The organism is Stenotrophomonas maltophilia (genome assembly GCF_006974125.1).
GTDB classification, from domain to species: Bacteria; Pseudomonadota; Gammaproteobacteria; order Xanthomonadales; family Xanthomonadaceae; genus Stenotrophomonas; species Stenotrophomonas maltophilia_O.
The window spans coordinates 582,773-603,352 of record NZ_CP037858.1; the positions used below are offsets into that span (position 1 = coordinate 582,773).

Genomic DNA, 20,580 nt, shown 5'->3' on the forward strand with positions numbered 1-20,580 from the left:
GCTCCCCCGGTAGTGCCGGCCGCTGGCCGGCAACCCGATGAATCCATCGCGATCTGCGCAGACGGCCAGCGGCCGGCTTTACCAGGTGCCGCTCAGATATCGCTGTGGTGGTGTGGGACCTCAGTCCTGGGTAACGGATCGTGGCCGCCCACGAAGTGACGCACCACCGGCGCACGCTCGCCGCGATGCAGCCCACGCAGCACTTCCTGGATGGCCTTGTCATCGGCGGTGATGCGTTCGTGTTGGCGCAGATGCTCCAGCCATGACGGGGTCACGAAATACTCCAGGTGGATGCCCGGGGTGGCCACGTCCTCGACCACGCCCCAGACCACGGCACCATCGCGGCGGCGGATCGTGCCCAGCGCGCGCATCTGCGCCTGGAACGCGGCACGTTCAGCATCGTCGATGCGGTACTCGATGGTGATCAGCACCGGGCCGCGATCGTTCGACACCGGCACCGACAGCTCCGGCGCCGGCCAGTGCCCGGCCGGTTGCAGGTTCAGATCCTCGGTACCAGCAATGCGAACGCGCCACACCAGCAGCCCCCCGATCACCGCGCCTGCGGCAGCCACCAGCAACGCCAGCTCCGGCGAGGTGCGCTGTGCCAGCGCGCCCCAGCTCAGGCCACCGGCCGCCATGCCGGCCGAGAACACCATGATGTACAGCGCCAGCGCACGCGCACGCACCCATGCGGGAACTGCCGTCTGCGCGGCAATCTGCAGCGACGACAGCACGGTGATCCAGGCAAAACCGTTGATCAGCATCACCAATGGCAGCACGTACCAGCTGCGGGTCAGCGCCAGCCCGACCAGGCTGAGCGCCAGCGACAGCGTGGCCAGCAGCACCAGCAGGTCGCGATCCAACTGCGCGCGCAGCTTCGGCAGCAGCAAGGCCCCGCCCACTGCACCGATACCGATGCAGCCCAGCAGCATGCCGTACTGCCCCGCCCCACCCTGCATCTGGCCACGTACCACCACCGGCAGCAGTGCGTTCATCGCCGCAGCAAAGAAGAAGAAGCCCACCGACTTGATCAGTACCGCCTGCAGCCGCCCAGCGCGGCTGGCGTAGCGCAGGCCCGCCTTCAAGCCTGCACCGAAACCTTCCGGTGGCAGGCTGGACTGCTTCGGATCACGCTTCCAGCCCCACACCACGAACAGCATCGCGGCAAAGGTGATGGCATTGAAGCCGAATGCCCACATCGCGCCCAGCTGCGCCACGATCACGCCACCAATGGCCGGGCCGATCGAACGCGCGATATTGATACCGATCGAGTTCAGGGCTACCGCCGAGGCCAGCATCGGCTGCGGCACCAGCTCGGACACGATCGCCGCCTGCGCTGGCATCGCCATTGCCGCACCGCAGCCCATGCAGAAGGTCAACAGCACCAGCAACTGCGGGGTCAGCATGTCCATCGCCGTCAGCGCGGCCATCACTGCGGCCACCAGCAGCATCCACCCCTGGGTCGCCAACAGGTACTTCCGGCGATCGACAATGTCGGCCAGCGTTCCGGCCGCCAGTGCCAACAGCACGATCGGTACCGTTGTGGCCGACTGCACCAGCGCCACCATCAGCGGCGAACCGGTGCGTTCGGCCATCACCCAGGCGGCGGCCACGTCGTTGACCCAGGTGCCGATGTTGCTGGCCAGGATTGCCAGCCAGATCGAACGGAACATCTGGATCTTCAGCGGGGACCAGGCACCTGCGGCCTGTGCGGAGGGTTGCGACGCGTTTGCGTTCACCATTGCCATGCTCCAACGATCGAGGCGAACAGCGTGTCCTGGCCGCCGGCCTGCTTCAGTGCAGGACCGGCATCGACCCAGGCCAGCTGCAGCTGCCATTGCCAGTGTTCGCTGGCCTGCCAGCGGGTTTCGGATTTGTATTGATTACCGATGCGGCGCGCGCCACCGGCACTGCCTGGCAACGCCACCAGCGGCGCCGGCGTGGTGTAGACCGCATCGGCGCGACGATGCTTCCAGGCCATCTGTACGCCCAGCTCCGTCGTCACCGCGTCGTGCAGGCGCAGGGTCAGGGTCGGCTGGACGTCCATCAGATTGGCCGGGGCCAGCAGGCTGGCCTCGCTGAAGTAGGCCGATTTCGGGAACAGTGCATTGAAGGTTCCCAGGCGGCTGTCCCGCGGATTGCCATCGCCGCTGGCGACATCGGCCTTCAGCCCCAGACGCGGTTGCAGCGGCACATCGTTCCAACGCCAACCGGTATCGGTAGCCAGCGTCCAGGCGCGAATGTCGAGGTTGCCGGTCGCGGTGCGCAGTTCACCGCCCTGCGCCACCAGCTCGCTGTTCCAGTCCAGTGCACCGGCCTGGCCGAACCAGCGCGCACCCAAGGTCTGCCGCCGCTCGATGCCGGAACCCGCCGCGAAGCGTGCGCCTTCACGGCGGTAGTCCAGCAGATACAGGTCCCACTGTCCCGTGCCCTGCCTGCGTGCCGTGGTGGCATAGGTACCCCACAGGTGGGCACCGTGTTCCCCGCGATCATCAAAGGCACCCGGTCGGTTCTCCACCGGTCGCAGTGCCAGCAGATCAAGCGTGCCGAGGCGGCCCTTCCAGCCCAGGCGCGCACCATCGAAGGCCAGGCGGATGTTCGGCCCATCGCGCACCGACAACAGTCGTGAACTTCCGTAGCCGGCTTCCTGCCGACCGAGTTGCAGGTGGAAGCCGCCGCGCTGCCAGCGCCAATACGCCTGCTGCACGTCCAACGCGCTGCGGTCGGTGCGGCCGGGTCCGCCGGCCTTGCCATTCTCGGCATGCACGCCCAGCTGCAGCTTTGCCTGCCAGCTGTCCTCCACATAGGTGGCCGAGGCCAGCGCACGCAGCAGGCCATAGCCATCTTCGCTGCCACCAATACCGAACCGGGTCGGGTCGTAGTACAGGCCACGCACGCGCAGTGAGGCATCCCACTGCAATTGGCCGTCACCGGCGTCAGTGCAGTGGCCACCCTCGCAGGCCAGCGCCAGCGAGGGCACGGCCAGCAGCGCCAGGCTCAGAACGCGAAGCACGAGCATCCCATCGCGCCCCAGAACGCGGTCAGGTCATCGGTGGGCGCCGCGTGCTGCGCGGCATGCCCGTGCGCGCCGTGGGTGCTGCAGGCCACGCCGTGATGGTGGCGATGGGTGGCGGCCAACCCGGTGGCGGCACCGCCGACGTGGTAGCCACCGAACCGGTTGACCGGCGACCAGTCCGGCATCGCTGGCGGCAGCTGCGGCGCCAGCCCTGCATAGTCGGCATCCGCATGCACGATGCGTCCGCCGACCACGGTCAGCACGCTGGTGATGTCGGCGATCTGCGCGTCATCCACGCGGAAGAAGTCGGCCGAGAGCAGGATGAAGTCGGCCAGCTGACCGGCTTTCAGCGTGCCCTTCACCGCTTCGTCGCCGGAGAACCAGGCGCTGCCCTGGGTCCACAGGCGCAGGGCCTGCTCGCGTTCAAGCAGGTTTTCCTCGCCATACAGGGCCAGCCCACCCACGGTGCGCCCGGTCACGAGCCAGGACAACGCCACCCACGGGTTGTAGCTGGCCACACGGGTGGCGTCGGTACCGGCACCGACCGGCACGCCTTCGGCCAGCATGCGCTTGACTGGAGGCGTGTGCCGCGCGGCCTGCACGCCATAGCGCTCGACGAAGGCTTCGCCCTGGTAGGCCATGCGGTGCTGCACGGCAATGCCGCCACCCAGCGCACGGATGCGTTCGATGTTGCGCGGGGTGATGGTCTCGGCGTGGTCGATGAACCAGTGCAGGCCATCGAACGGCACCTCGCGGTTGACCTGTTCGTAGACATCGAGGATGCGGGTGATGCTCTCGTCGTAGGTGGCGTGGATGCGGAACGGCCAGCGCTTCTCGACCAGCAGCTTCACCACGTCATGCAGTTCGGGCTCCAGCTCCGGCGACAGTTCCGGGCGGGGCTCGTTGAACAGTTCGAAGTCGGCCGCCGAGAACACCAGCATCTCGCCGGCACCGTTGTGGCGCAGCAGATCGTCGCCCTGGCGCGGCTGCAGGATCTCGCTCCAGCCACGGAAGTCATCGACCTCCTTGCCCTTGTTCTGGGTAAACAGGTTGTAGGCGATGCGCACCGTCAGCTGGTCATCGCGATGCAACTGCTCGATGACCTGGTAGTCCTCGGGATAGTTCTGGAAGCCACCGCCGGCGTCGATCACCGAGGTGATGCCCAGCCGGTTCAGTTCGCGCATGAAGTGGCGCGTCGAGTTCGCCTGGTACTCGATCGGCAGGCGCGGGCCCTTGGCCAGCGTCGCGTAGAGGATGAGCGCGTTCGGCTTGGCCAGCAGCAGACCGGTCGGATTGCCCAGCGAATCGCGCACGATCTGCCCGCCCGGCGGATCCGGCGTGTCCTTGGTATAGCCGCAGGCGCGCAGCGCGGCACGGTTGAGCAGCGCGCGGTCGTACAGGTGCAGCAGGAACACCGGCGTTTCCGGCGCGATGTCGTTGAGCTCCTGCAGCGTCGGCAGTCGCTTCTCATTGAACTGTGCGGCGGTGAAGCCACCGACCACGCGTACCCACTGCGGTGCGGGCGTGCGGTCGACCTGGGCCTTCAGCATGTCCAGCGCGTCACCCAGCGAGCGCAGGCCGTCCCAGCGCAGCTCCAGGTTGTAGTTCAGGCCACCACGGATCAGATGGGTATGGCTGTCGTTGAGGCCGGGCAGCAGGCGCCGGCCCTGGGCGTCGATCAAGGTCGCTTCATTGCCCCAGCCACGCATGATCTCCTCGTCGCTGCCGACGGCAACGATGCGTCCTTCCTGCACGGCCAACGCCTGCGCATGCGGCTGCTGCGGGTCGAGGGTGGTGATGCGGGCATTGCGGATGACCAGCGTGCTCATGCGACGCTCCTTGGAAGTGGAATCGAGTGCGCCAGCGGCGCGACCGGCCAGGCCGAGCGCAACAGCGGCGCCGCTGGCCAGCACGATGTTGCGGCGGCCGTGATCGAGTGGATCGTGACTCATGCGAGGTCTCCCGGAAGACGGTGGACGTCCAGTGCCCAGGTGCCGGGCCCGGCCAGCGCGATGGCCAGCAGTACCGTGGTCCACATCAAGGGGTACTCACTGCCGCCGCGCATCCAGAACCAGCCCTTGGGCAGGGCCAACAGGACGGTGAAGCCGATGAAAGCGGCCGCTGCAAGCGCGGCGATGCGGGTCTGCCATCCCAGCAGCACGGCCAGCCCGGACAGCACCTGCAGCAGGGCCAGCAGCAGCGGCAACGGTGCCACCGCTGGCAGCCCGAAGCCGCGCAGCTCGGTAGCGAAGCCGGACAGTCCCGGTCCACCGAACCAGCCGAACAGCTTGCCCAGCGCGTGTGGCAGCAGGAAGCCTCCTGCGGCCACACGCAGCATCAGCAGGGCCAGGTCGAGGCCATGGCCGGCCAGCATGCTCAGTGCCCGCCTTCCTGCGCGCCGAACATGCTCTTGGCGTACTGGATGCCGATGCCGTAGCCGCCAGCATGGTCGCGGGCAATGCCGGTGGTCAGATCGTAGGTTTCACCGCGTGCCCAGTCGCGCTGCAGCTCAAGCAGGTACTGCACGCTGGTCATCGGCACCGCGCCGGCCTGCACCATGCGGGTGATCGCACGCTCGTGCGCCTCTTCGCTGACATCGCCACAGGCATCGGTGATCACGTAGACCTCGAAACCCTGCGCCAGCGCCGACAGCGCCGGCCCGACGATGCAGACGCTGGTCCACAGGCCAGCAACAACCAGACGGCGCTTGCCGATGCGGTTGATCTCATCGATCACCGGCTGGTCTTCCCAGGTGTTCATCGAGGTGCGGTCGAACACCGTCTGGCCCGGAAAGATCTGCGGCAGTTCGGGGAACATCGGGCCGGAGAACGACGTTTCGGCGACGGTGGTCAGCACCACCGGCACGTTGAAGCCCTTGGCGCCCTTGCTGATCAGCGACACGTTGTTGCGCAGCGCGGAGATGTCGATGGTGTGGGTGGCAAACGCCATCTGCGACTGGAAGTCGATCAGCACCAGGGCATGGTCGGTCGGCGACAGCAGTGCCGGGGCGGGAGTAGCGGTGGCAAGGCTCATGGGTGGACTCCGTTGGAAACACGATCAAGGGGAAGCAACAGGGCGGCATCGCCGGCGACGTACTGGCCGGGGCTGCAGCCGGTCTCCGCGCGGAAGCTGCGGACGAAATGGCTCTGGTCAAAGAAGCCGAGCTGCTGCGCCAGGCAGGACATCGGCAGATGCTGGGCCGACAACAGCTGGCGCGCACGTTCGATACGGCGGCGACGTACATAACGCAGCGGGCTGGCGCCGGTACCGCTGCGGAACAGGCGCACAAGATGGAAGCGACTGACGCAGGCGGCGGCCGCCAGTTCGGTGACCCGCAGCGGCTGTGACAGGTGTTCATCGACATAGCGCAATGCACGCTGCAATGCTGCGACCTGCTGCGGTGCCAGCGACGCAGCGGGGAATTCCTGTGGAGTAACGGTGGCCATCGAGGACGCCGCGAGGGGGTGGCCCATGGTGCGGGCCCCCTGCGCGACGCCCTACCCCCGTCGGTCGAGGCCCACGCCTACCCGAATGGGGGAGGCCGGCGGCCGATCACGCGGCGACCGAACAGCCGTGCGTCCAGCGAATAGGCGCCCGGCCCCAGCACCAGCAGTGCCAGAGGCAGCAGCGCCAGTGGCCAAGGCCCGGGCAGCGTGGACAGAAACGCGGTCGCCATCACCGCCGCCAGTGGTGTCAGCGCACCAAGTGCGAGCATCGCCACGGCCAGCAGGCACAAGGTCGACAACCAGCCCCCTGGCATATCGGGCGCGCAAAGTGCGGCCGCAACGCACAGCCGCAACCACAGCAGGCCGACGCCCGGGCCACGGTCGGGAAACATCACGAACAGGCGCTGCATGGCCGGGCTCCACGGGGTATGCCGGCGTGATACCGGATGGGGCCGCGTGCCGCCTACCCCGTTCGGGTCACCCTGGCCTGCCCCGCACCTGCCAGAATGCGCACCATGCGTGGCCGCCCCTTCCCATTCCTGCGTCGCCTGCCGGCGCTGCTGACGTGCCTGCTGTTGATGACCGCCCTGCCCGCGCTCGCCGTGCAGCGTCCCGCGCTGAGCAGCGGACTGCCCGGCTACGAGCACACCGCATGGCGGGTCGGCCAAGGGGCGCCTGGCGATATCTGGGACATCGCGCAGGACCGTGATGGACTGCTGTGGCTGGCGACCGGTTCTGGCCTGTACCGCTTCGACGGCCGCCGTTTTGAACGCCAGGCGCCGCCACCGGGCAGCAGCTTCCCGTCCACCAACATGGTCACCCTGGCAGTCGGGCGCGATGACGCAATGTGGATCGGCTACTTCCAGGCCGGCATCAGCCAACTCGCACGCGGCCAACTGCACAACTACGGCCGGCAACAGGGCGTACCAGTCGGCGTCGTGCCGCACTTCAGCCAGGACCGCGAGGGCCGCCTCTGGGCAGCGATCAACGGCGGACTGCGCTGGTTCGATGGCCGGCGCTGGCAAGCCCCGCCCGCCTCCGCCGGGCTACCGGAACGCCGCGTGCAATGGGTGTTGCATGACAGCCGTGGCACGTTCTGGGTACTGGCCGATCTGAAGATCTGGATGCGCGGGCCGCGCCAGGCGGCCTTCGTCGATACCGGCATCGCCGTCTCGCAGATGGCAACACTGGTGGAGAGCCCGCAGGGTGAGGTGTGGCTGGCCGACCGCCTCCGTGGTGCCTCGCCACTGGCAAACGCACACGGGCTGCTGGCCGAGCCCGAACGTGAGGCACGGCGCCTGCCCGACCTGGTCGCTGCCCGCATGCAGTTCACCACCGACGGCGCGCTGTGGGCGACGATGAGCCCGCATGGAGGCGTCGCCCGGGTCACATTCGAGGGCACCCGTGCCCTGCGCATGGAGCGCTTCGATTCGCCGCACGGACTGACCGCCACCTCGGCGGTGCCGATCATCGTCGATCGCGAAGGCAATCTCTGGGTCGGTACCAATCTCGGCCTCAACCGCTTCCGCGCGCGCAGCGTGCACACCCTGCTGGTCGGCCCCAGTGATCCCTACCGCTCGCTGGTGCGTGCCGGCGATGGCCGCGTGTATGGCTATGGCGAAGACCTCAAGCCCTACGATCTGCGGCGCACGCTGCTGGATGGCAGCGCCACGCAGTTGCAGTCCGCCGCACGCCTGGCACCCACGCCGATCTGGCAGTTCGACTGGGTCAATCTTGCGCGCACGGTCGCCGGCCACACCTCGTTGATCCCGCTGCCGGCCCCGTTCACCGGGCAACCATTGCATGCGCTGCTGTTCCCTGACGACGCGCAGGCCTGGGTGTGCGCCGGCGAACGCGGGGTGCTGCACTACCAGCACGCCCAGTGGCAGCGCGAGGTCCGCCTGCCCGAACAGGCCTGCTCGTCGCTGGCGCTGGATGCCCAAGGCCAGCTGCTGCTTGGCTATGCCGACGGCCGCCTGCGCCGGATGAGTACGAACCGCATCGAGAGCTTCGATGCCAGCCAGGGCCTGTCGGCGGGGCCGATCACCGCAATGCTGCATCACCAGGACCTGCTGCTGGTCGCCGGCGAAGCCGGCCTGGCTGCGCGGCTGGGCAATGGACGTTTCGTTCCGGTGCGCACCGACATGGCCGGCGTCCTGGAAGGCATCACCGGCATGGTCGCCGATCCGAACGGACACCTCTGGTTCAATGGCAGCCGTGGCCTGGTGCGGATGGAAAGCGGGCAGCTGCGCCGCGCCTTGCGCAGCGGACTACCAGTCACGCCACGCCTGTTCGACGCGATCGACGGCATGCCTGGCATTGCCCTGCAGAGTGGACCAATCGCAACCGCGACGCTGGCCGACGACGGCCTGCTATGGCTGGCCACCAACCAGGGCCTGGCCTGGCTGGACACCACGCGTTCGCACGTCAACACGCTGGCACCCAGCGTTCGCATCGGCGACGTGCTGTATGGCAGCGAACAGCAACCACTGCAGGACGGCCTGCGCCTGCCGGCCGGCACCAGCCAGCTGCAGATCGACTACGTGGCCCTTTCACTGGCCCGACCGGAGCGCAACCGCTATCGCTATCGCTTGTCCGGCGTCGATGTCGGCTGGCAGGACGCAGGCAGCAGCACCCGCGCCTATTACACCAATCTGGCGCCGGGTAGCTATCGCTTCGACGTGGAAGCCGCCAATGAGGACGGCATCTGGAGCACGGTCCCGGCCAGCCGCAGCTTCCGCATCGCACCCACCTTCACCCAGACCGTGTGGTTCAAGCTGCTGTGCGTGGCCGCCGTGCTGGCGCTGCTCGTGCTGGCCGTGCGCATCCGCAGTGGCCAGCTCGCTGCGCTGTTCCGTGCTCGCCTGCAGGAGCGCAATGGCGAACGTGAACGCATTGCGCGCGACCTGCACGACACCCTGCTGCAGGGCAGCCAGGGCCTGATCCTGCGCCTGCATGCAATCAGCCAGTCCGCGCAGACGCCAGAAGCAGTACGCGGCCAGCTGGAGTCGGCGATGCAGCTGGCCGAGCGCAATCTGGCCGAGGGCCGCGAGCGCGTCAACGCATTGCGCGACGGCCCATTCTCCGGTCGCGACCTGGCTTCGGCATTGGCCGATGTGCATGCCGAGTACGCCGGGCATGGCACCAATCCCCTGCGCCTTACCGTTGAAGGCGCGACGCCGCCACTGCAGGCCGATGCCGCGGAGGAAGTATTCCTGATTGGTCGCGAGGCCATCCGCAACGCATTGCGCCACGCCGATGCCAGTGCCATTGAAGTGGAACTGTCCTACGGCACGCGCTGCTTCCTGCTGCACGTACGGGATGACGGTGTCGGCATCGCCGATGAAGACGCTGGACACGGCCATTGGGGTCTGCAGGGAATGCGTGAGCGTGCACAGCGGCTCGGGGCCGAGCTGCAGCTGTGGACCCGCCCCGGACTGGGTACCGAAGTAGCGCTGGCGGTCCCCGCCCGGCGCCTGTATCACCGCCGCCCATCGCGTTGGCGCTGGCCCTGGAGTAGCGCAAACCATGACTGAGTCACCTGCCCCGATCGGCGTACTGGTGGTCGACGACCACCCGCTGCTGCGTGACGGCCTGGCGGCGCTGCTGGGCGCGCAACCCGATCTGCGCCTGCTCGGCGAAGCCGCCGATGGCGAGGAAGCCATCGCACGCTACCAGCAGCTGCAGCCGGACGTGGTGCTGATGGACCTGCAGATGCCACGCCTGGATGGTGTGGAAGCCATCGTGCGGATCCGCGCGATGGACCCGCGCGCACGCATCATCGTGCTGACCACCTACCGCGGTGACGTACGTGCAGTGCGGGCGCTGCAGGCCGGCGCCAGTGCCTACCTGCTGAAGGACATGCTGCGCCACGAGCTGGTCGATACGATCCGCATGGTCGCCGGCGGCCGCCGCGCACCGATTCCCCCGGCAGTGGCGGCGAGCATCGCCGCACATGTGGTGGAAGACCGGTTGTCGCCGCGCGAGACCGAAGTGCTGCGGCACGTAGCCGGAGGCCTGTCGAACAAGCGCATCGGCGAGCGCATGCAGATTTCCGAGCAGACGGTGAAGGCGCACATGAAGAGCCTGATGGACAAGCTGGGCGTGGGCGATCGCACGCATGCGGTGACCCAGGCGCTGCGGCGCGGCATCATCAGCCTGGACGACAGCGGTCACGATTAAGGGGTTGTTCGGCAGGGCCTGCGGCCCTGCACCCACGGTAGTGCCGGCCGCTGGCCGGCAACCTCAACAGCAAAATCAAAAGCGGGCTCTCCGTGGGATGGCGCAGCGGTGTCGGAGTGCGGGGACGCTGCAAGTACGTCCCTGTAAGCTTGGCAGCCGCATCCATGCGGCTGACACCCCGCACTCCGACACCGCCCCACCTCTGACAGATTCCGATGGCGGTTGGTAGGTGTCGACCTTGGTCGACACGGTAGATCCACGCCATGCATGGATGCTTCTGGATTCCAATTCGAAATATTCGATTCCGATGGAGATTCATCCACGCATGGCGTGGATCTACTGCAGATCGCGGAGATCTGTCGAAGGCGGGGTGGGTCCGGTTGCGGGGGTGACGGCGTCCCCCGCAACCGGACCCACCCCGTCTGCCTACAGGAAACCCGCTGTTTGTGCTGTTGCCGGCCAGCGGCCGGCACTACCGCAGGTGCAGGGCTGCAAGCCCTGCCGAACACCATTCCTTACTTCAAACGCAGCAGCAGGCTGCCGCCCGCACACACCACCGCCAGCCAGGCCACGCCGTACCAGCCCCATTGCGCCAGCGCCAGGCTGCCCAGCGCACCGCCAGCGGCCATGCCGATGAACATGCCGGTGAACAGCAACGCGTTGAGCCGGCTGCGTGCCGGCGGCACCAGGCCGTAGACCAGGGTCTGGTGCGCCACCAGCGCCGACTGGAAACCGAAGTCGAACAGCAGCGCACTCACCGCCAGCAGCGGCAGCAGCGCGGCGGCCGGCAGCCAGGACTCGGCCAGCAGAAGGCCGAAGCCCAGCAGCGCCACTGCGATCGCCAGCCGCGCCACTGCATGGCAGCCCAAGCGATCGGCGAAACGACCGGCGAACGGCGCGGCCAAAGCACCGGCCGCACCCGCAACACCGAACGCACCCGCCGCCGCACTACCCAGGCCCAGGCGGGCATGCAGCATCAGCGCCAGCGTCGACCAGAACGCGCTGAAGCCCACTGCCAGCAACGACTGGCTGGCCACCGCACGGCGCAGCTGCGGCTGCTCGCGCCACAACGCCAGCAACGAACCCAACAATGCCGGATAACGCAGCGTGCTGGTCGGTGCGAAACGCGGCAGCGCACGCGCCATCACCGCGCCCATCGCCGCCACCGATACCGCGGCCAGCACGAACTGGGTGCGCCAGCCCCATGCCTCGGCCACTACGCCACTGACCACGCGCGACAGCAGGATGCCGAGCAGCAGGCCGGTCATTACCCGGCCGACGATCTGGCCGCGCTGAGCATCCGGCGCCAGCACCGCAGCGGCCGGCACGATGTCCTGTGCCAGCGTGGCCATCAACCCGACCAGCAGGCTGGCCATCAGCAGGCCCGGCAGGTGCCCGGCCATCGCTGCAGCGCCCAATGCCAGTGCCAGCAACGCGGACTTCAACAGGATCAGGTTGCGGCGGTCGAACCGGTCGCCCAACGGCGCCAGCAGCAGGATGCCCACCGCATAGCCGAGCTGAGTCAAGGTCGGTACCAGGCCGGCGGCGCGCTCACCGGCGCCGAGGTCCTGGGCGATCAGGCCCAGCATCGGCTGGCTGTAGTAGAGCGAGGCGACCGAGAAGCCGGCGCCGGCCGCCATTGCCAGCACCAGCGGGGTGGAGGGTGCGGTCGCGGGTGCGGCGGCGACGGACAGCGAAGGGGTAGACATGGGGAGTCCGGTGGAGGAAGTGGACGCATCGTGCCTGTATTCACCAAACGTCTGTAGTAGGCTTCATTACATATCCTTCATACGCACTACGCATGAATGACCTCGCTACCGGTGCCGATCGCCTGGATCTGCTGCGCACCTTCCTGCGCATCGTCGATGCCGGCAGCCTGTCTGCTGCTGCCGTGCAGCTGGGCACCACCCAGCCGACGGTCAGTCGCCGCCTGCAGGCACTGGAGCGACAGCTCGGCCTGCGCCTGCTGCAGCGCTCCACCCACGGCCTGCAGCTGACCGAAGATGGCCTGCGCTGCCAGCGCCATGCGCAACGCGTGGTCGACGAATGGGAGTCGCTGCAGGCCGAACTGCACGGCGAACCGGAAACGCTGCGCGGACGCCTGCGGGTAATGGTGCCGCACGCCTTCGGCCAAGCGCAGCTGCTGCCGACCATGCTCGCGTTCCTCGCCCAGCACCCACAGCTGAGCCTGGAGTGGATCCTTGAAGATCGTCGCCCGGATTTCATCGCCGAAGGCATCGACTGCGCGGTGCGGGTGGGTCCGGTCGACGAACCGCGCATGGTCGCACTGCCGCTCGCCGAAGTGCCGCGCATCGTCGTGGCAGCGCCGTCGCTGGTGCAGGCCACCGCGATCAGCACACCAGAACAAGCGCAGGCACTGCCGTGGATCTCACTGGTCACCTACTACCGCGAACGCCTGCTGCTGCATGACGCACAGGGCCGCGCGCATACGCTGTCGATCAGCCCACGCCTGCTCAGCGACAACCTGTTCGTGGTGCAGCAGGCCGCACGCGCTGGGCTGGGCGCAGCGGTGGTCTCGGCCTGGCTGGTAGCCGACGATCTCGCACAGGGGCGGCTGGTACAGCTGCTGCCGGACTGGCAGGCGCCGGCACTGCCGGTGCACGTGGTATTTCCCGCTGCGCGTCAGCAGCCGCCGCGGCTGCGCGCCTTCATCGATGCAATGAAGGCCGCACTGCCGCAGCTGCACGGAATGCGTCCGGCGCCGCGCTGACGTCGCTCACAACGTCTCGGCCAGGAACGCCAGCACGGCGGGCCCAGCCTCACTGTCCGCGTGCGCGTGGCCTTCTGCGGTACCCCCCACTTCAATGAAGGGCCCCACGTCATGGCGATGGGTGGTCGGTTGCAGAACCGGTGTGATCAGGTGTCCCGCATCCGGGTAATAGAGGAAGCGATCGCGATCACCTCGTCCTGCTTCGGCCAGCCGCCGTTGCGCAACCGCCATCAACACGCCGGAGTCGCCGAGGCGGTCATCACCGCCGCCCACCCACAGCGTGCGTGCGACGATCTTCTCGATCGGCAACACCGCGGCCTGCAGCGCCGGCGCCCATTGCGGCCCTGGACGTCCCCAGTCGACATCGTCGCGGTACGGCAACCACGGCAGCGGTTTGCCCTGCCAGCTCAGCGGCGATCGATCCACGGCCCGGAAATCGGCAGGAGCCACATCCCGCGCAATGCCACGGAAGGGCACCGGACTCCCTACCCAGGAGACCGCAACCCGCAGGGTCGGCAGGTGGATTGCCGTGGCCATGGCTGCAATGCCACCCCAGGAGCCCCCCCAGCAACCCGACCCGCTGCGGTTCCACCCCAGGGTGCCGCTGAAGCCAATGCACCGCGTCACGTACGGTCTCCAACGGAACGTCAATCAGATCCTTGGGCACGCCTGGCCCGCGATACCACGCAATCGACAATGCGACGTAGCCGTTGCTGGCCAGCCAGGCGGCATACATGTCACCGCCCTCGAACCCGCCTTCTGCGCCGCCCAGCGTCACCATCGCCGCCACGCGGGCGCCGGGTCGCAGATCCGCTGGCAGATACAGATGCGCCTCACGCCCACCAATCTCGACCCGTTGCACCTGCACGCCTGGCAGCATCAGGTGGCGCTGCAATGTTCGCCGTGCAACCACCGAACCGGCCCGTTCCACTTCCAGTTCAAACGTCTGCGGCAGGAACCCCATGCCATCGGCGGCGCGGCGCCACGGCAGCGGTAGTGCACTGGCGCGTCCCTGCTGCGGCTGCATCGACCAGATCAGTCCGCTCGCATCGATCCCGCGGTAGCTACCCTGCTCCGATCCGCTGCGGGCAGTATCGACCTGGCCATCCAGGTCAGCACGCAACACTGCCTCCGACTGCCAGCGCTGGCCACGGCTGTCCTGCATCGACAGGCGCAGGCGCACCGCCTCGGCAACCGCAAGGCCTCCCACCGTGATCACCGGAACGCGATCAGCACGTCCCTGCTGGTCATCCACCTCAACGCGGACATCGGCCATCGCCGGGATCGCCAGCGCGCACAGCAACCATCCCCAACCTCGTCGCATCCGCATGTCTTGCCCTCACCTGCAAAGTGAGCAGGGTGCCCTGATGGCCATGCGTGTCCCGCAGAATCCAGCGTCGATGGCGCCAACCGTGCCGCCGCTGGCCTCAACCGTGTTTCAAGCGTGCTTCCAGAGCCGCGGCCAAGGCGGGGCGGTAACTTCGACTGACCGGCACCTGCACACCCCCGGCCAACTCAAGCAGCGCGTCACCGTTGTGACGTTCGACAAGGCCCTGCACGCGCAACGGGTTGACCAGCACCGAGCGATGCACGCGCAGCAGGCCGCTCGGCACCAGACGCTCGGCCAACCGGGCAATCGGCTCGCGCAGCAGATGCAGGCGAGGCCCGACATGGACGCAGGCGTAATGCCCGGCCATGTCGATGTAGTCGATCTGCGCCACGGGTACGTAGTGCGTTCCGCCTGCGGCGGGAACAGCCAGAGCCCGGGCATGGCACTCTCCTTCGTCGAGCAACCCGGCCAGGCGCCGTACGCGCGCGATCGCCTCCTGCAGTCGTGGCATCGCCACCGGCTTGAGCAGGTAGTCGGCCACGCCCAGTTCAAAAGCCTGCAGTGCATGCTGTGGCAGCGCGGTCACGAAGATGGTGTGCGCGGCCAGCGCTGGCTGCTGCGCCGGCAGCTCCCAGCCCCGGCCATCAGGCAGCACCAGATCCAGCAGCAACAGATCGAAGCGTCGCCCCAGCAGCAGGTGCCGCGCCTGTTCAAGGCTGGCAGCTTCGGCATCGACCCTGACCTGCGGGATACGTGCCAGCAGCTCACGCAGGCGGTGACGCGCCAACGCCACGTCATCCACCAGCAACACGCTCAACGGGCGCATCATGCCGCACGTTCCGGCAGGAGCAGGCAGACCCTGTAGCCGGTGTCCATGCGGCCAGCCTGCAGATGGCCGCCGACCATCGCCAAGCGGCGCTGCAGCGTGTCCAGGCCACTGCCGAGGCCGTCGCCACGCGCAGGACGCAGGCAGGGATTGAACACAGCGACCTGCAGCCCGTTACGGTGTACCTCTGCTTCCAGCTCGATCTGCAGGGGCGGATCCCCCGCCTGCCAGCCGCTGTGCAGGACGGCGTTCTCGATCAGGGGCTGCAGCAACAACCCCGGCACCGGCCACCCCAAGGCCTCCGCACTGGCCTGCAGGTGCAGATGCAGCGCCTCGTCATGGAGCAGCGATTGCAGGGCCACATAATCCTGCGCGGCTCCCAGCTCATCAACCAACGAACGTTGCGCCGGGCATTGCAGGGTGTCGCGCAACAGCGAGGACAGCTGCACCAGGGCCGCGTCCGCCGCCAGCGGGCGCAGCAGCGCCAGGCCGCCGATGGCGTTGAGCGCGTTGAACAGGAAATGATGCTGGAGGTGTTGGCGCAGGGCCACTTCGCGGGCGAGCTGCAGGGCCTCCGATTGTGCTTTCAGTCGCTGCAGCCAGGCCAGGCCGTGGCCTGTACCGGCCACTGCGATGAATGTTGGCAAGGCGAACAGCGCGGTAATGCCGATTGCCCGAGCCACCTGCCCGGACGACGGCAGCGGCTGTTCCTGCCACAGCTGCAGCAGCAGGTGGCCCAACCCCCAGCCCAGAGCGGTCAATGCCGGAGTCAGCAGCAGGCCCAGCAGCATCCAGACGGCCAGGTGATGCCGTCCCGGCAATGGCCAGCGCCGACACGCCGCCCACAGCAACGGCGTCGCCAGCATCCAGGGCAACTCGGCGCCGAGGATGAACAACGCCGCTGGCACCAGGCCACCCGGTTGCTGGCTCAGGTGTACCGCTGGAATGGACGTGGCGATGAGCAGCCCCCACAACGCCAGCATCACCCCGAGCGGGCGAGGCAGCGACAGCGGCGCTTCATGGGCGGGCAGCAGGGAAAGTGGCAAAGCAGGCATGCAAGGAATCGAACAGGAAACGGGCACCATGCTAGGTGCCCGCACCGGTTCGTTCCCGTGCCGGAAGCAAGGGGCTCATCCACGCATGGCGTGGATCTACTGCTGATCGCAGGAATGGATACCTTGACGGTCGCCGGTAGTTCCACGCCATGCGTGGATTCCGTCCAACCCCACAATCAGTCAGCTTTCGCCGCCCCTGCATTCCACGCCGCCACCTTGGCCTTGGTATCAGCCAACATCCTGTCCAGCGCGGCACGGTCATACACGTTGCCACGCAGGATCACGCTGTCGATCTTTTCGGTGGCAGCGATGTCCTGCAGCGGGTTGGCGGTCAGCAGCACGAGATCGGCAGCCTTGCCCTGCGCGACACCGCCGTAGCGGTCCATCTGGCCGAACCAGGCCGGGCCGGAACGGGTTGCGGCCGACAGCGCCTGCGGTGCGCTCAGGCCTTCCTTCACGAACAGCTGCAGTTCCTGGTGCAGGGCGATGCCCGGGAAGTTGAACGAGTTGAGGAAGCCCGCATCGGTACCGGCGATGATCGTCACGCCGGCCTCCTGCAGCATCGGCAGCACTGCAGCGACCTGGTGGTACTGCGCGTGGCGCGCTTCGATCTGCGCCGGCGTCGCCTTCGCCGCGCGGTCCACGCGCCACTGGTAGGTCGCGCGCAGGCCCGGGCCGATGTAGGCCAGGTACGGATCGTTGGCGTGGTCATCCTGGTCAAGGAAGTCGAGGATGCGGCCACCGTTGAGGGTCGGGGTCACGAATACGCCACGCTTGGCGAAATCACGGTAGGCGTGCATCGCCGTGTCACGGTCGAAGCTGGCGTCGAGGCGGCGGTTGGCTTCGGCGCGGTCGATCCGGCCGGCACCGAAGTCGGTGGCGATCTTCGCTTCGTCCTTGCTGCCGGCCTTGAATGCGTAGTCCAGGTGCTCGATCGAGGCCAGGCCGGCATCGACCGCCTGCTCCACGGTCAGCGCCATCGGGATGTGACCCGAGGCCTTGAAGCCGGCCTTGCGCGCGGCACTGGCCGAGTACAGGAACAGTTCCGGCTTCAGCGTGCTGTCGGTGATCTTCACGAAATCAACGTTGTCGTGCTGCAGGCGGGCGATTGCCTTGTCGGCGTCGGCCTCGCTGCCCACTTCGATCGTGCCCTTCCAGACCGGCTTGATGCCCTCGATCTTCGCGCCCGAACTGAGCAGGCGTGGGCCGAACAAGGTGCCCTTGGCGATCTCGCCGCGCCACTGCAGCACCTGCCCGGGCAGATCGCCGGAACAGTCGCGCACGGTGGTGATGCCGTGCGCGATGTACAGCGGCAGCAGTGCCTTGTTCTCTTCGATCAGCGCCGGGCCACCACCGAAGTGCACGTGCATGTCCCACAGGCCCGGGATCAGGTACTTGCCCTTGGCATCGATCTGGCGGGCCGCACTCCACTGGCTGCGCAGCTGCGCGTCCGGGCCAACGGCGACGATGTCCTCGCCACGGATCACCACACTCTGCCCGGCCAGGGTGCTGGCGTGCTCGACATCAACCACGGTGGCGTTGCGGATCAACAGGTCAGCACGCTCGGCGGCAGACGCCGACAACGGTGCAACCGCAAGAAGGATGGCGAGGGACAATGGACGGGAGCGGAACATGGACAGGATCCTGGTAGGCACGACCAGCGTGCGGGGTGGAAGGGGCTCGATATCAGCGCGTCGCGCCGTGCTGGCGCAGCAGCGCTTCAATGTTGGTATAGCCGCGTTGACGGGCATGGGCCAGCGGTGTAGCGCCATCGCCGTCGGCCAGCTCCGGGTTGGCGCCGGCCTCCAGCAGCAGCTGCACGATCTGCACATGGCGCGCGCCGCCATCGCCAAGCAGGATCGCCTCCAGCAGCGCGGTCCAGTGCAGCCGGTTGACATGGTCCACCGCCACACCGGCGCGCAGCAGCGTGCGCACGGTGGCGACGTGCCCGCGCTCGGCGGCCGGAATCAGCGCGGTGCCACCATAGCGGTTGGTGCTGCGCAGATCGGCGCCATGCGCCAGCGTCATCGCCAGGATCTCGTCCAGGCCGCGCGCACCGGCATACAGGTAGGCGCTGTCCTGCAACGCATCCTTGGCATTGACGTCGGCGCCGGCTTCGATCAGCTCACGCGCGGCATCCACGTTGTTGCCGTGCGTGGCCAGCAGCAGCGCGGTGCGGCCCTGGCCATCGCGCGCCTCCAGCGTGGCGCCATCCTCGATCGCCTGTCGCACCGCATCGGCGTCGCCGCGGCTGGCGGCATCACGCAGGCGGCCATCGACGTCGGCTTTGGACATGGCGGTGCAGGCGGGGGTGACCATGGCCAGCAGGCACAACAGCAGCACGCGCGTGAACGGCGCAGGCCAGCCAGGGGAACGATGGACGCGCATGACAGTGTCTCCTCATGTCCGTCGCCACGGAACGCCGTGCGACGGTAGCAACAGCCGGGCATTGCCGGCCCCTGCCCTGCATGGTAGAAGTCGGCCTGGGTATCCAGAAGTGAAATGTTCAAATGCAAGACAGTGCCAAATCGAATAGAACCCTGTTCGAACTGGACCTGCTGCGGGCGCTGGTGATGGTGGCCGACTGTGGCAGCTTCACTACGGCGGCTACGCGCCTGCATTCAACCCAGTCCACGGTCAGCCAGAAGGTGCGACGGCTGGAAGAGCTGGCCGGGCACCGTCTGCTTGAACGCGGCCACCGCGACGTGCACCCCACCGACGCCGGCCATACCCTGCTCGGCTACGCGCGGCGGATGCTGGATCTGAACGACGAAATGGCCCAGGCCCTGGCCGGGGCTACGGTGGAAACCGCCGTGCGCATCGGCGTGCCGGAGGACTTCGTCAACGCACAGACCACACGCATGCTGGCCGCCTTCAGCCGCCGCCACCCGCAGGTGAAGCTGGAGATCAGCAGTGGGCTGAGCCGTGACCTGGCGCACGGCTTCGATCACGGCGAGCTGGACCTGGTGCTGGTCAAGCAGCGGCGCAACAGCCGCCAGGCCGTACACTGCCGGCGCGAGCCGATGCACTGGATCGACAGCCTGCGCAGCAGCTGCCTGCTGCAGGACCCCCTGCCACTGGTCACGTTCCCGCCGCGTGGGCTGTACCGCGATGAGATGATCCACGCCGTGGAAGCGCTGGGCCTGCGCTGGCGCATCGCCTTCACCAGCTCGTCGCTGAGTGGCATCCAGGGCGCGGTGGCCGATGGCATCGGCATCAGTCTGCTGCCGCGTCGCGCGGTTACCCGCGAACACCGCATCATCGATGGCGAGCGTGAGCTGCCGGTGATCAACAACTACGAAATCGGCCTGCTGCATCGCGCGGACGCTGATGATGCCGTGCGCGCTCTGGCCAGCGAGCTGTGGCGGCAGGTGCAGCGCGAACCGGACTGACCACAGCAGATCCACGCCCTGCGTGGATGCCTTTCGCGCACCGCGCATCGAAACATGGCCACTCCGGCCGTACGGTGGGCACCATCGCCTCGTACAGTGCCTGTTGTTTCCGTGCTCCACGGCGCCTTGCGATGTCCGACGAAATCCCGACCCGCTTCGATCCCCTGCCCGCTGCCCTGCAGACGCATCTGCAGCACCAGCGTTCGCTGATCGCCGCGCGCGTGGCCGTCGGCTTCCCGACGTTGCCGGTGCAGTGGCCGCTGGCGGCCACCACCCTGCAGCGCGTGGTCGATGCCGAGCTGATCGATCGTGACGACTGCGATGGTTGGGAAGCGCTGGGCGTGGCGTTCGGTGACACCCTGGCCCAGCGCGTGCCGGGCCTTGCCTGGATGCAGGTCACCGATGCCTGGGGCATCGACGCGGTGCTGCGCTATGCCGACAGCAGCCTGCAGATCGGCGCCAGCACGCTGCTGCTCAAGCGCGTCGAGCAGGGCGAGATCATCGACATCGCCCACCTGCTTGCGTGGCTTGAGGAATTCGTCGCCACCCGCGCCGGCGATTACGCCTGACGGCCCATCGGGGGAGATCCAGGCCATGCGTGG

The 20,580-nt window shown here is 67.8% G+C and carries 19 protein-coding genes; 5 read left to right on the forward strand and 14 right to left on the reverse strand.

What is annotated here, in order from left to right; genetic code table 11:
• Positions 1 to 92: 92 nt before the first annotated feature.
• The 7 genes from EZ304_RS02655 to EZ304_RS02685 all read right to left on the reverse strand — a co-directional run bounded on the left by EZ304_RS02655 (position 93) and on the right by EZ304_RS02685 (position 6,872).
• Positions 93 to 1,742, reverse strand: coding sequence for an MFS transporter (locus EZ304_RS02655; RefSeq protein ID WP_142806190.1), 1,650 nt, complete (start codon positions 1,740 to 1,742; stop codon positions 93 to 95).
• Entirely contained in the window at positions 1,736 to 3,019 is a 1,284-nt protein-coding gene (locus EZ304_RS02660; RefSeq protein ID WP_142806191.1) for an alginate export family protein, read from the reverse strand. Before EZ304_RS02660 ends, EZ304_RS02655 begins: the two co-directional genes overlap by 7 nt.
• Positions 2,998 to 4,845 carry an amidohydrolase gene (locus EZ304_RS02665; RefSeq protein WP_185959238.1) on the reverse strand — a complete coding sequence of 616 codons (1,848 nt, stop codon included), beginning with the start codon at positions 4,843 to 4,845 and terminating at the stop codon, positions 2,998 to 3,000. Before EZ304_RS02665 ends, EZ304_RS02660 begins: the two co-directional genes overlap by 22 nt.
• A 119-nt stretch (positions 4,846 to 4,964) precedes the next feature.
• Positions 4,965 to 5,390, reverse strand: coding sequence for a DoxX family protein (locus EZ304_RS02670; protein WP_049437733.1), 426 nt, complete (start codon positions 5,388 to 5,390; stop codon positions 4,965 to 4,967).
• 2 nt (positions 5,391 to 5,392) lie between these two features.
• Positions 5,393 to 6,049: a hydrolase gene (locus EZ304_RS02675; RefSeq protein ID WP_024956239.1), complete on the reverse strand. Its 657-nt coding sequence runs from the start codon at positions 6,047 to 6,049 to the stop codon at positions 5,393 to 5,395.
• Positions 6,046 to 6,489 carry a helix-turn-helix transcriptional regulator gene (locus EZ304_RS02680; protein WP_099553249.1) on the reverse strand — a complete coding sequence of 148 codons (444 nt, stop codon included), beginning with the start codon at positions 6,487 to 6,489 and terminating at the stop codon, positions 6,046 to 6,048. The genes EZ304_RS02675 and EZ304_RS02680 overlap by 4 nt, the downstream gene beginning before the upstream one ends.
• A gap of 50 nt (positions 6,490 to 6,539) precedes the next feature.
• Entirely contained in the window at positions 6,540 to 6,872 is a 333-nt protein-coding gene (locus EZ304_RS02685; RefSeq protein ID WP_099553247.1) for a hypothetical protein, read from the reverse strand.
• Between the two features lie 96 nt (positions 6,873 to 6,968).
• On the opposite strand from EZ304_RS02685, the gene EZ304_RS02690 reads away from it, so the two are divergent.
• Positions 6,969 to 9,998, forward strand: coding sequence for a sensor histidine kinase (locus EZ304_RS02690; protein ID WP_142806192.1), 3,030 nt, complete (start codon positions 6,969 to 6,971; stop codon positions 9,996 to 9,998).
• Positions 9,991 to 10,644, forward strand: coding sequence for a response regulator (locus EZ304_RS02695; RefSeq protein ID WP_142806193.1), 654 nt, complete (start codon positions 9,991 to 9,993; stop codon positions 10,642 to 10,644). The genes EZ304_RS02690 and EZ304_RS02695 overlap by 8 nt, the downstream gene beginning before the upstream one ends.
• A 515-nt stretch (positions 10,645 to 11,159) precedes the next feature.
• Here the strand turns inward: EZ304_RS02695 and EZ304_RS02700 are convergent.
• Complete coding sequence (locus tag EZ304_RS02700) at positions 11,160 to 12,353, reverse strand: MFS transporter (protein WP_142806194.1); 1,194 nt, start codon at positions 12,351 to 12,353, stop codon at positions 11,160 to 11,162.
• Positions 12,354 to 12,445: 92 nt separating this feature from the next.
• Between EZ304_RS02700 and EZ304_RS02705 the strand changes: the two genes are divergently transcribed.
• Positions 12,446 to 13,375, forward strand: a complete 930-nt coding sequence (locus tag EZ304_RS02705) for a LysR family transcriptional regulator (RefSeq protein WP_043035217.1) — start codon at positions 12,446 to 12,448, stop codon at positions 13,373 to 13,375.
• A 6-nt stretch (positions 13,376 to 13,381) separates the two neighbouring features.
• Here EZ304_RS02705 and EZ304_RS21235 read toward each other — a convergent pair whose 3' ends face one another.
• From EZ304_RS21235 to EZ304_RS02730, 6 genes are all read right to left on the reverse strand, one after another.
• The gene (locus EZ304_RS21235) at positions 13,382 to 13,687 is read right to left on the reverse strand and encodes an acyl-CoA thioester hydrolase/BAAT C-terminal domain-containing protein (protein ID WP_428999709.1); all 306 of its coding nucleotides are present in this window, start codon (positions 13,685 to 13,687) and stop codon (positions 13,382 to 13,384) included.
• A complete protein-coding gene (locus tag EZ304_RS21240; RefSeq protein WP_428999710.1) occupies positions 13,635 to 14,678 on the reverse strand; it encodes an acyl-CoA thioesterase/BAAT N-terminal domain-containing protein in 1,044 nt (347 codons plus the stop codon). The genes EZ304_RS21235 and EZ304_RS21240 overlap by 53 nt, the downstream gene beginning before the upstream one ends.
• 124 nt (positions 14,679 to 14,802) lie before the next feature.
• Positions 14,803 to 15,534, reverse strand: a complete 732-nt coding sequence (locus EZ304_RS02715) for a LytR/AlgR family response regulator transcription factor (protein WP_142806195.1) — start codon at positions 15,532 to 15,534, stop codon at positions 14,803 to 14,805.
• Positions 15,531 to 16,586, reverse strand: a complete 1,056-nt coding sequence (locus tag EZ304_RS02720) for a sensor histidine kinase (protein WP_260678213.1) — start codon at positions 16,584 to 16,586, stop codon at positions 15,531 to 15,533. The genes EZ304_RS02715 and EZ304_RS02720 overlap by 4 nt, the downstream gene beginning before the upstream one ends.
• Before the next feature lie 176 nt (positions 16,587 to 16,762).
• The gene (locus tag EZ304_RS02725; protein ID WP_142806197.1) at positions 16,763 to 18,220 is read right to left on the reverse strand and encodes an amidohydrolase family protein; all 1,458 of its coding nucleotides are present in this window, start codon (positions 18,218 to 18,220) and stop codon (positions 16,763 to 16,765) included.
• Positions 18,221 to 18,272: 52 nt separating this feature from the next.
• Entirely contained in the window at positions 18,273 to 18,974 is a 702-nt protein-coding gene (locus tag EZ304_RS02730) for an ankyrin repeat domain-containing protein (protein WP_142806198.1), read from the reverse strand.
• Between the two features lie 122 nt (positions 18,975 to 19,096).
• On the opposite strand from EZ304_RS02730, the gene EZ304_RS02735 reads away from it, so the two are divergent.
• Both EZ304_RS02735 and EZ304_RS02740 read left to right on the forward strand, forming a co-directional pair.
• Positions 19,097 to 19,978: a LysR substrate-binding domain-containing protein gene (locus EZ304_RS02735; protein ID WP_142806199.1), complete on the forward strand. Its 882-nt coding sequence runs from the start codon at positions 19,097 to 19,099 to the stop codon at positions 19,976 to 19,978.
• Between the two features lie 131 nt (positions 19,979 to 20,109).
• Complete coding sequence (locus EZ304_RS02740; protein WP_142806200.1) at positions 20,110 to 20,547, forward strand: DUF3806 domain-containing protein; 438 nt, start codon at positions 20,110 to 20,112, stop codon at positions 20,545 to 20,547.
• The last annotated feature ends 33 nt before the right edge of the window (positions 20,548 to 20,580 follow it).

What these genes read in the sequence shown, in the direction of transcription:
- EZ304_RS02655 (WP_142806190.1), bottom strand. Translation starts at nt 1,742, where the DNA reads ATGGTGAACGCAAACGCGTCGCAACCCTCCGCACAGGCCGCAGGTGCC.
- EZ304_RS02660 (WP_142806191.1), bottom strand. Translation starts at nt 3,019, where the DNA reads ATGCTCGTGCTTCGCGTTCTGAGCCTGGCGCTGCTGGCCGTGCCCTCG.
- EZ304_RS02665 (WP_185959238.1), bottom strand. Translation starts at nt 4,845, where the DNA reads ATGAGCACGCTGGTCATCCGCAATGCCCGCATCACCACCCTCGACCCG.
- EZ304_RS02670 (WP_049437733.1), bottom strand. Translation starts at nt 5,390, where the DNA reads ATGCTGGCCGGCCATGGCCTCGACCTGGCCCTGCTGATGCTGCGTGTG.
- EZ304_RS02675 (WP_024956239.1), bottom strand. Translation starts at nt 6,049, where the DNA reads ATGAGCCTTGCCACCGCTACTCCCGCCCCGGCACTGCTGTCGCCGACC.
- EZ304_RS02680 (WP_099553249.1), bottom strand. Translation starts at nt 6,489, where the DNA reads ATGGGCCACCCCCTCGCGGCGTCCTCGATGGCCACCGTTACTCCACAG.
- EZ304_RS02685 (WP_099553247.1), bottom strand. Translation starts at nt 6,872, where the DNA reads ATGCAGCGCCTGTTCGTGATGTTTCCCGACCGTGGCCCGGGCGTCGGC.
- EZ304_RS02690 (WP_142806192.1), top strand. Translation starts at nt 6,969, where the DNA reads ATGCGCACCATGCGTGGCCGCCCCTTCCCATTCCTGCGTCGCCTGCCG.
- EZ304_RS02695 (WP_142806193.1), top strand. Translation starts at nt 9,991, where the DNA reads ATGACTGAGTCACCTGCCCCGATCGGCGTACTGGTGGTCGACGACCAC.
- EZ304_RS02700 (WP_142806194.1), bottom strand. Translation starts at nt 12,353, where the DNA reads ATGTCTACCCCTTCGCTGTCCGTCGCCGCCGCACCCGCGACCGCACCC.
- EZ304_RS02705 (WP_043035217.1), top strand. Translation starts at nt 12,446, where the DNA reads ATGAATGACCTCGCTACCGGTGCCGATCGCCTGGATCTGCTGCGCACC.
- EZ304_RS02715 (WP_142806195.1), bottom strand. Translation starts at nt 15,534, where the DNA reads ATGATGCGCCCGTTGAGCGTGTTGCTGGTGGATGACGTGGCGTTGGCG.
- EZ304_RS02720 (WP_260678213.1), bottom strand. Translation starts at nt 16,586, where the DNA reads ATGCCTGCTTTGCCACTTTCCCTGCTGCCCGCCCATGAAGCGCCGCTG.
- EZ304_RS02725 (WP_142806197.1), bottom strand. Translation starts at nt 18,220, where the DNA reads ATGTTCCGCTCCCGTCCATTGTCCCTCGCCATCCTTCTTGCGGTTGCA.
- EZ304_RS02730 (WP_142806198.1), bottom strand. Translation starts at nt 18,974, where the DNA reads ATGCGCGTCCATCGTTCCCCTGGCTGGCCTGCGCCGTTCACGCGCGTG.
- EZ304_RS02735 (WP_142806199.1), top strand. Translation starts at nt 19,097, where the DNA reads ATGCAAGACAGTGCCAAATCGAATAGAACCCTGTTCGAACTGGACCTG.
- EZ304_RS02740 (WP_142806200.1), top strand. Translation starts at nt 20,110, where the DNA reads ATGTCCGACGAAATCCCGACCCGCTTCGATCCCCTGCCCGCTGCCCTG.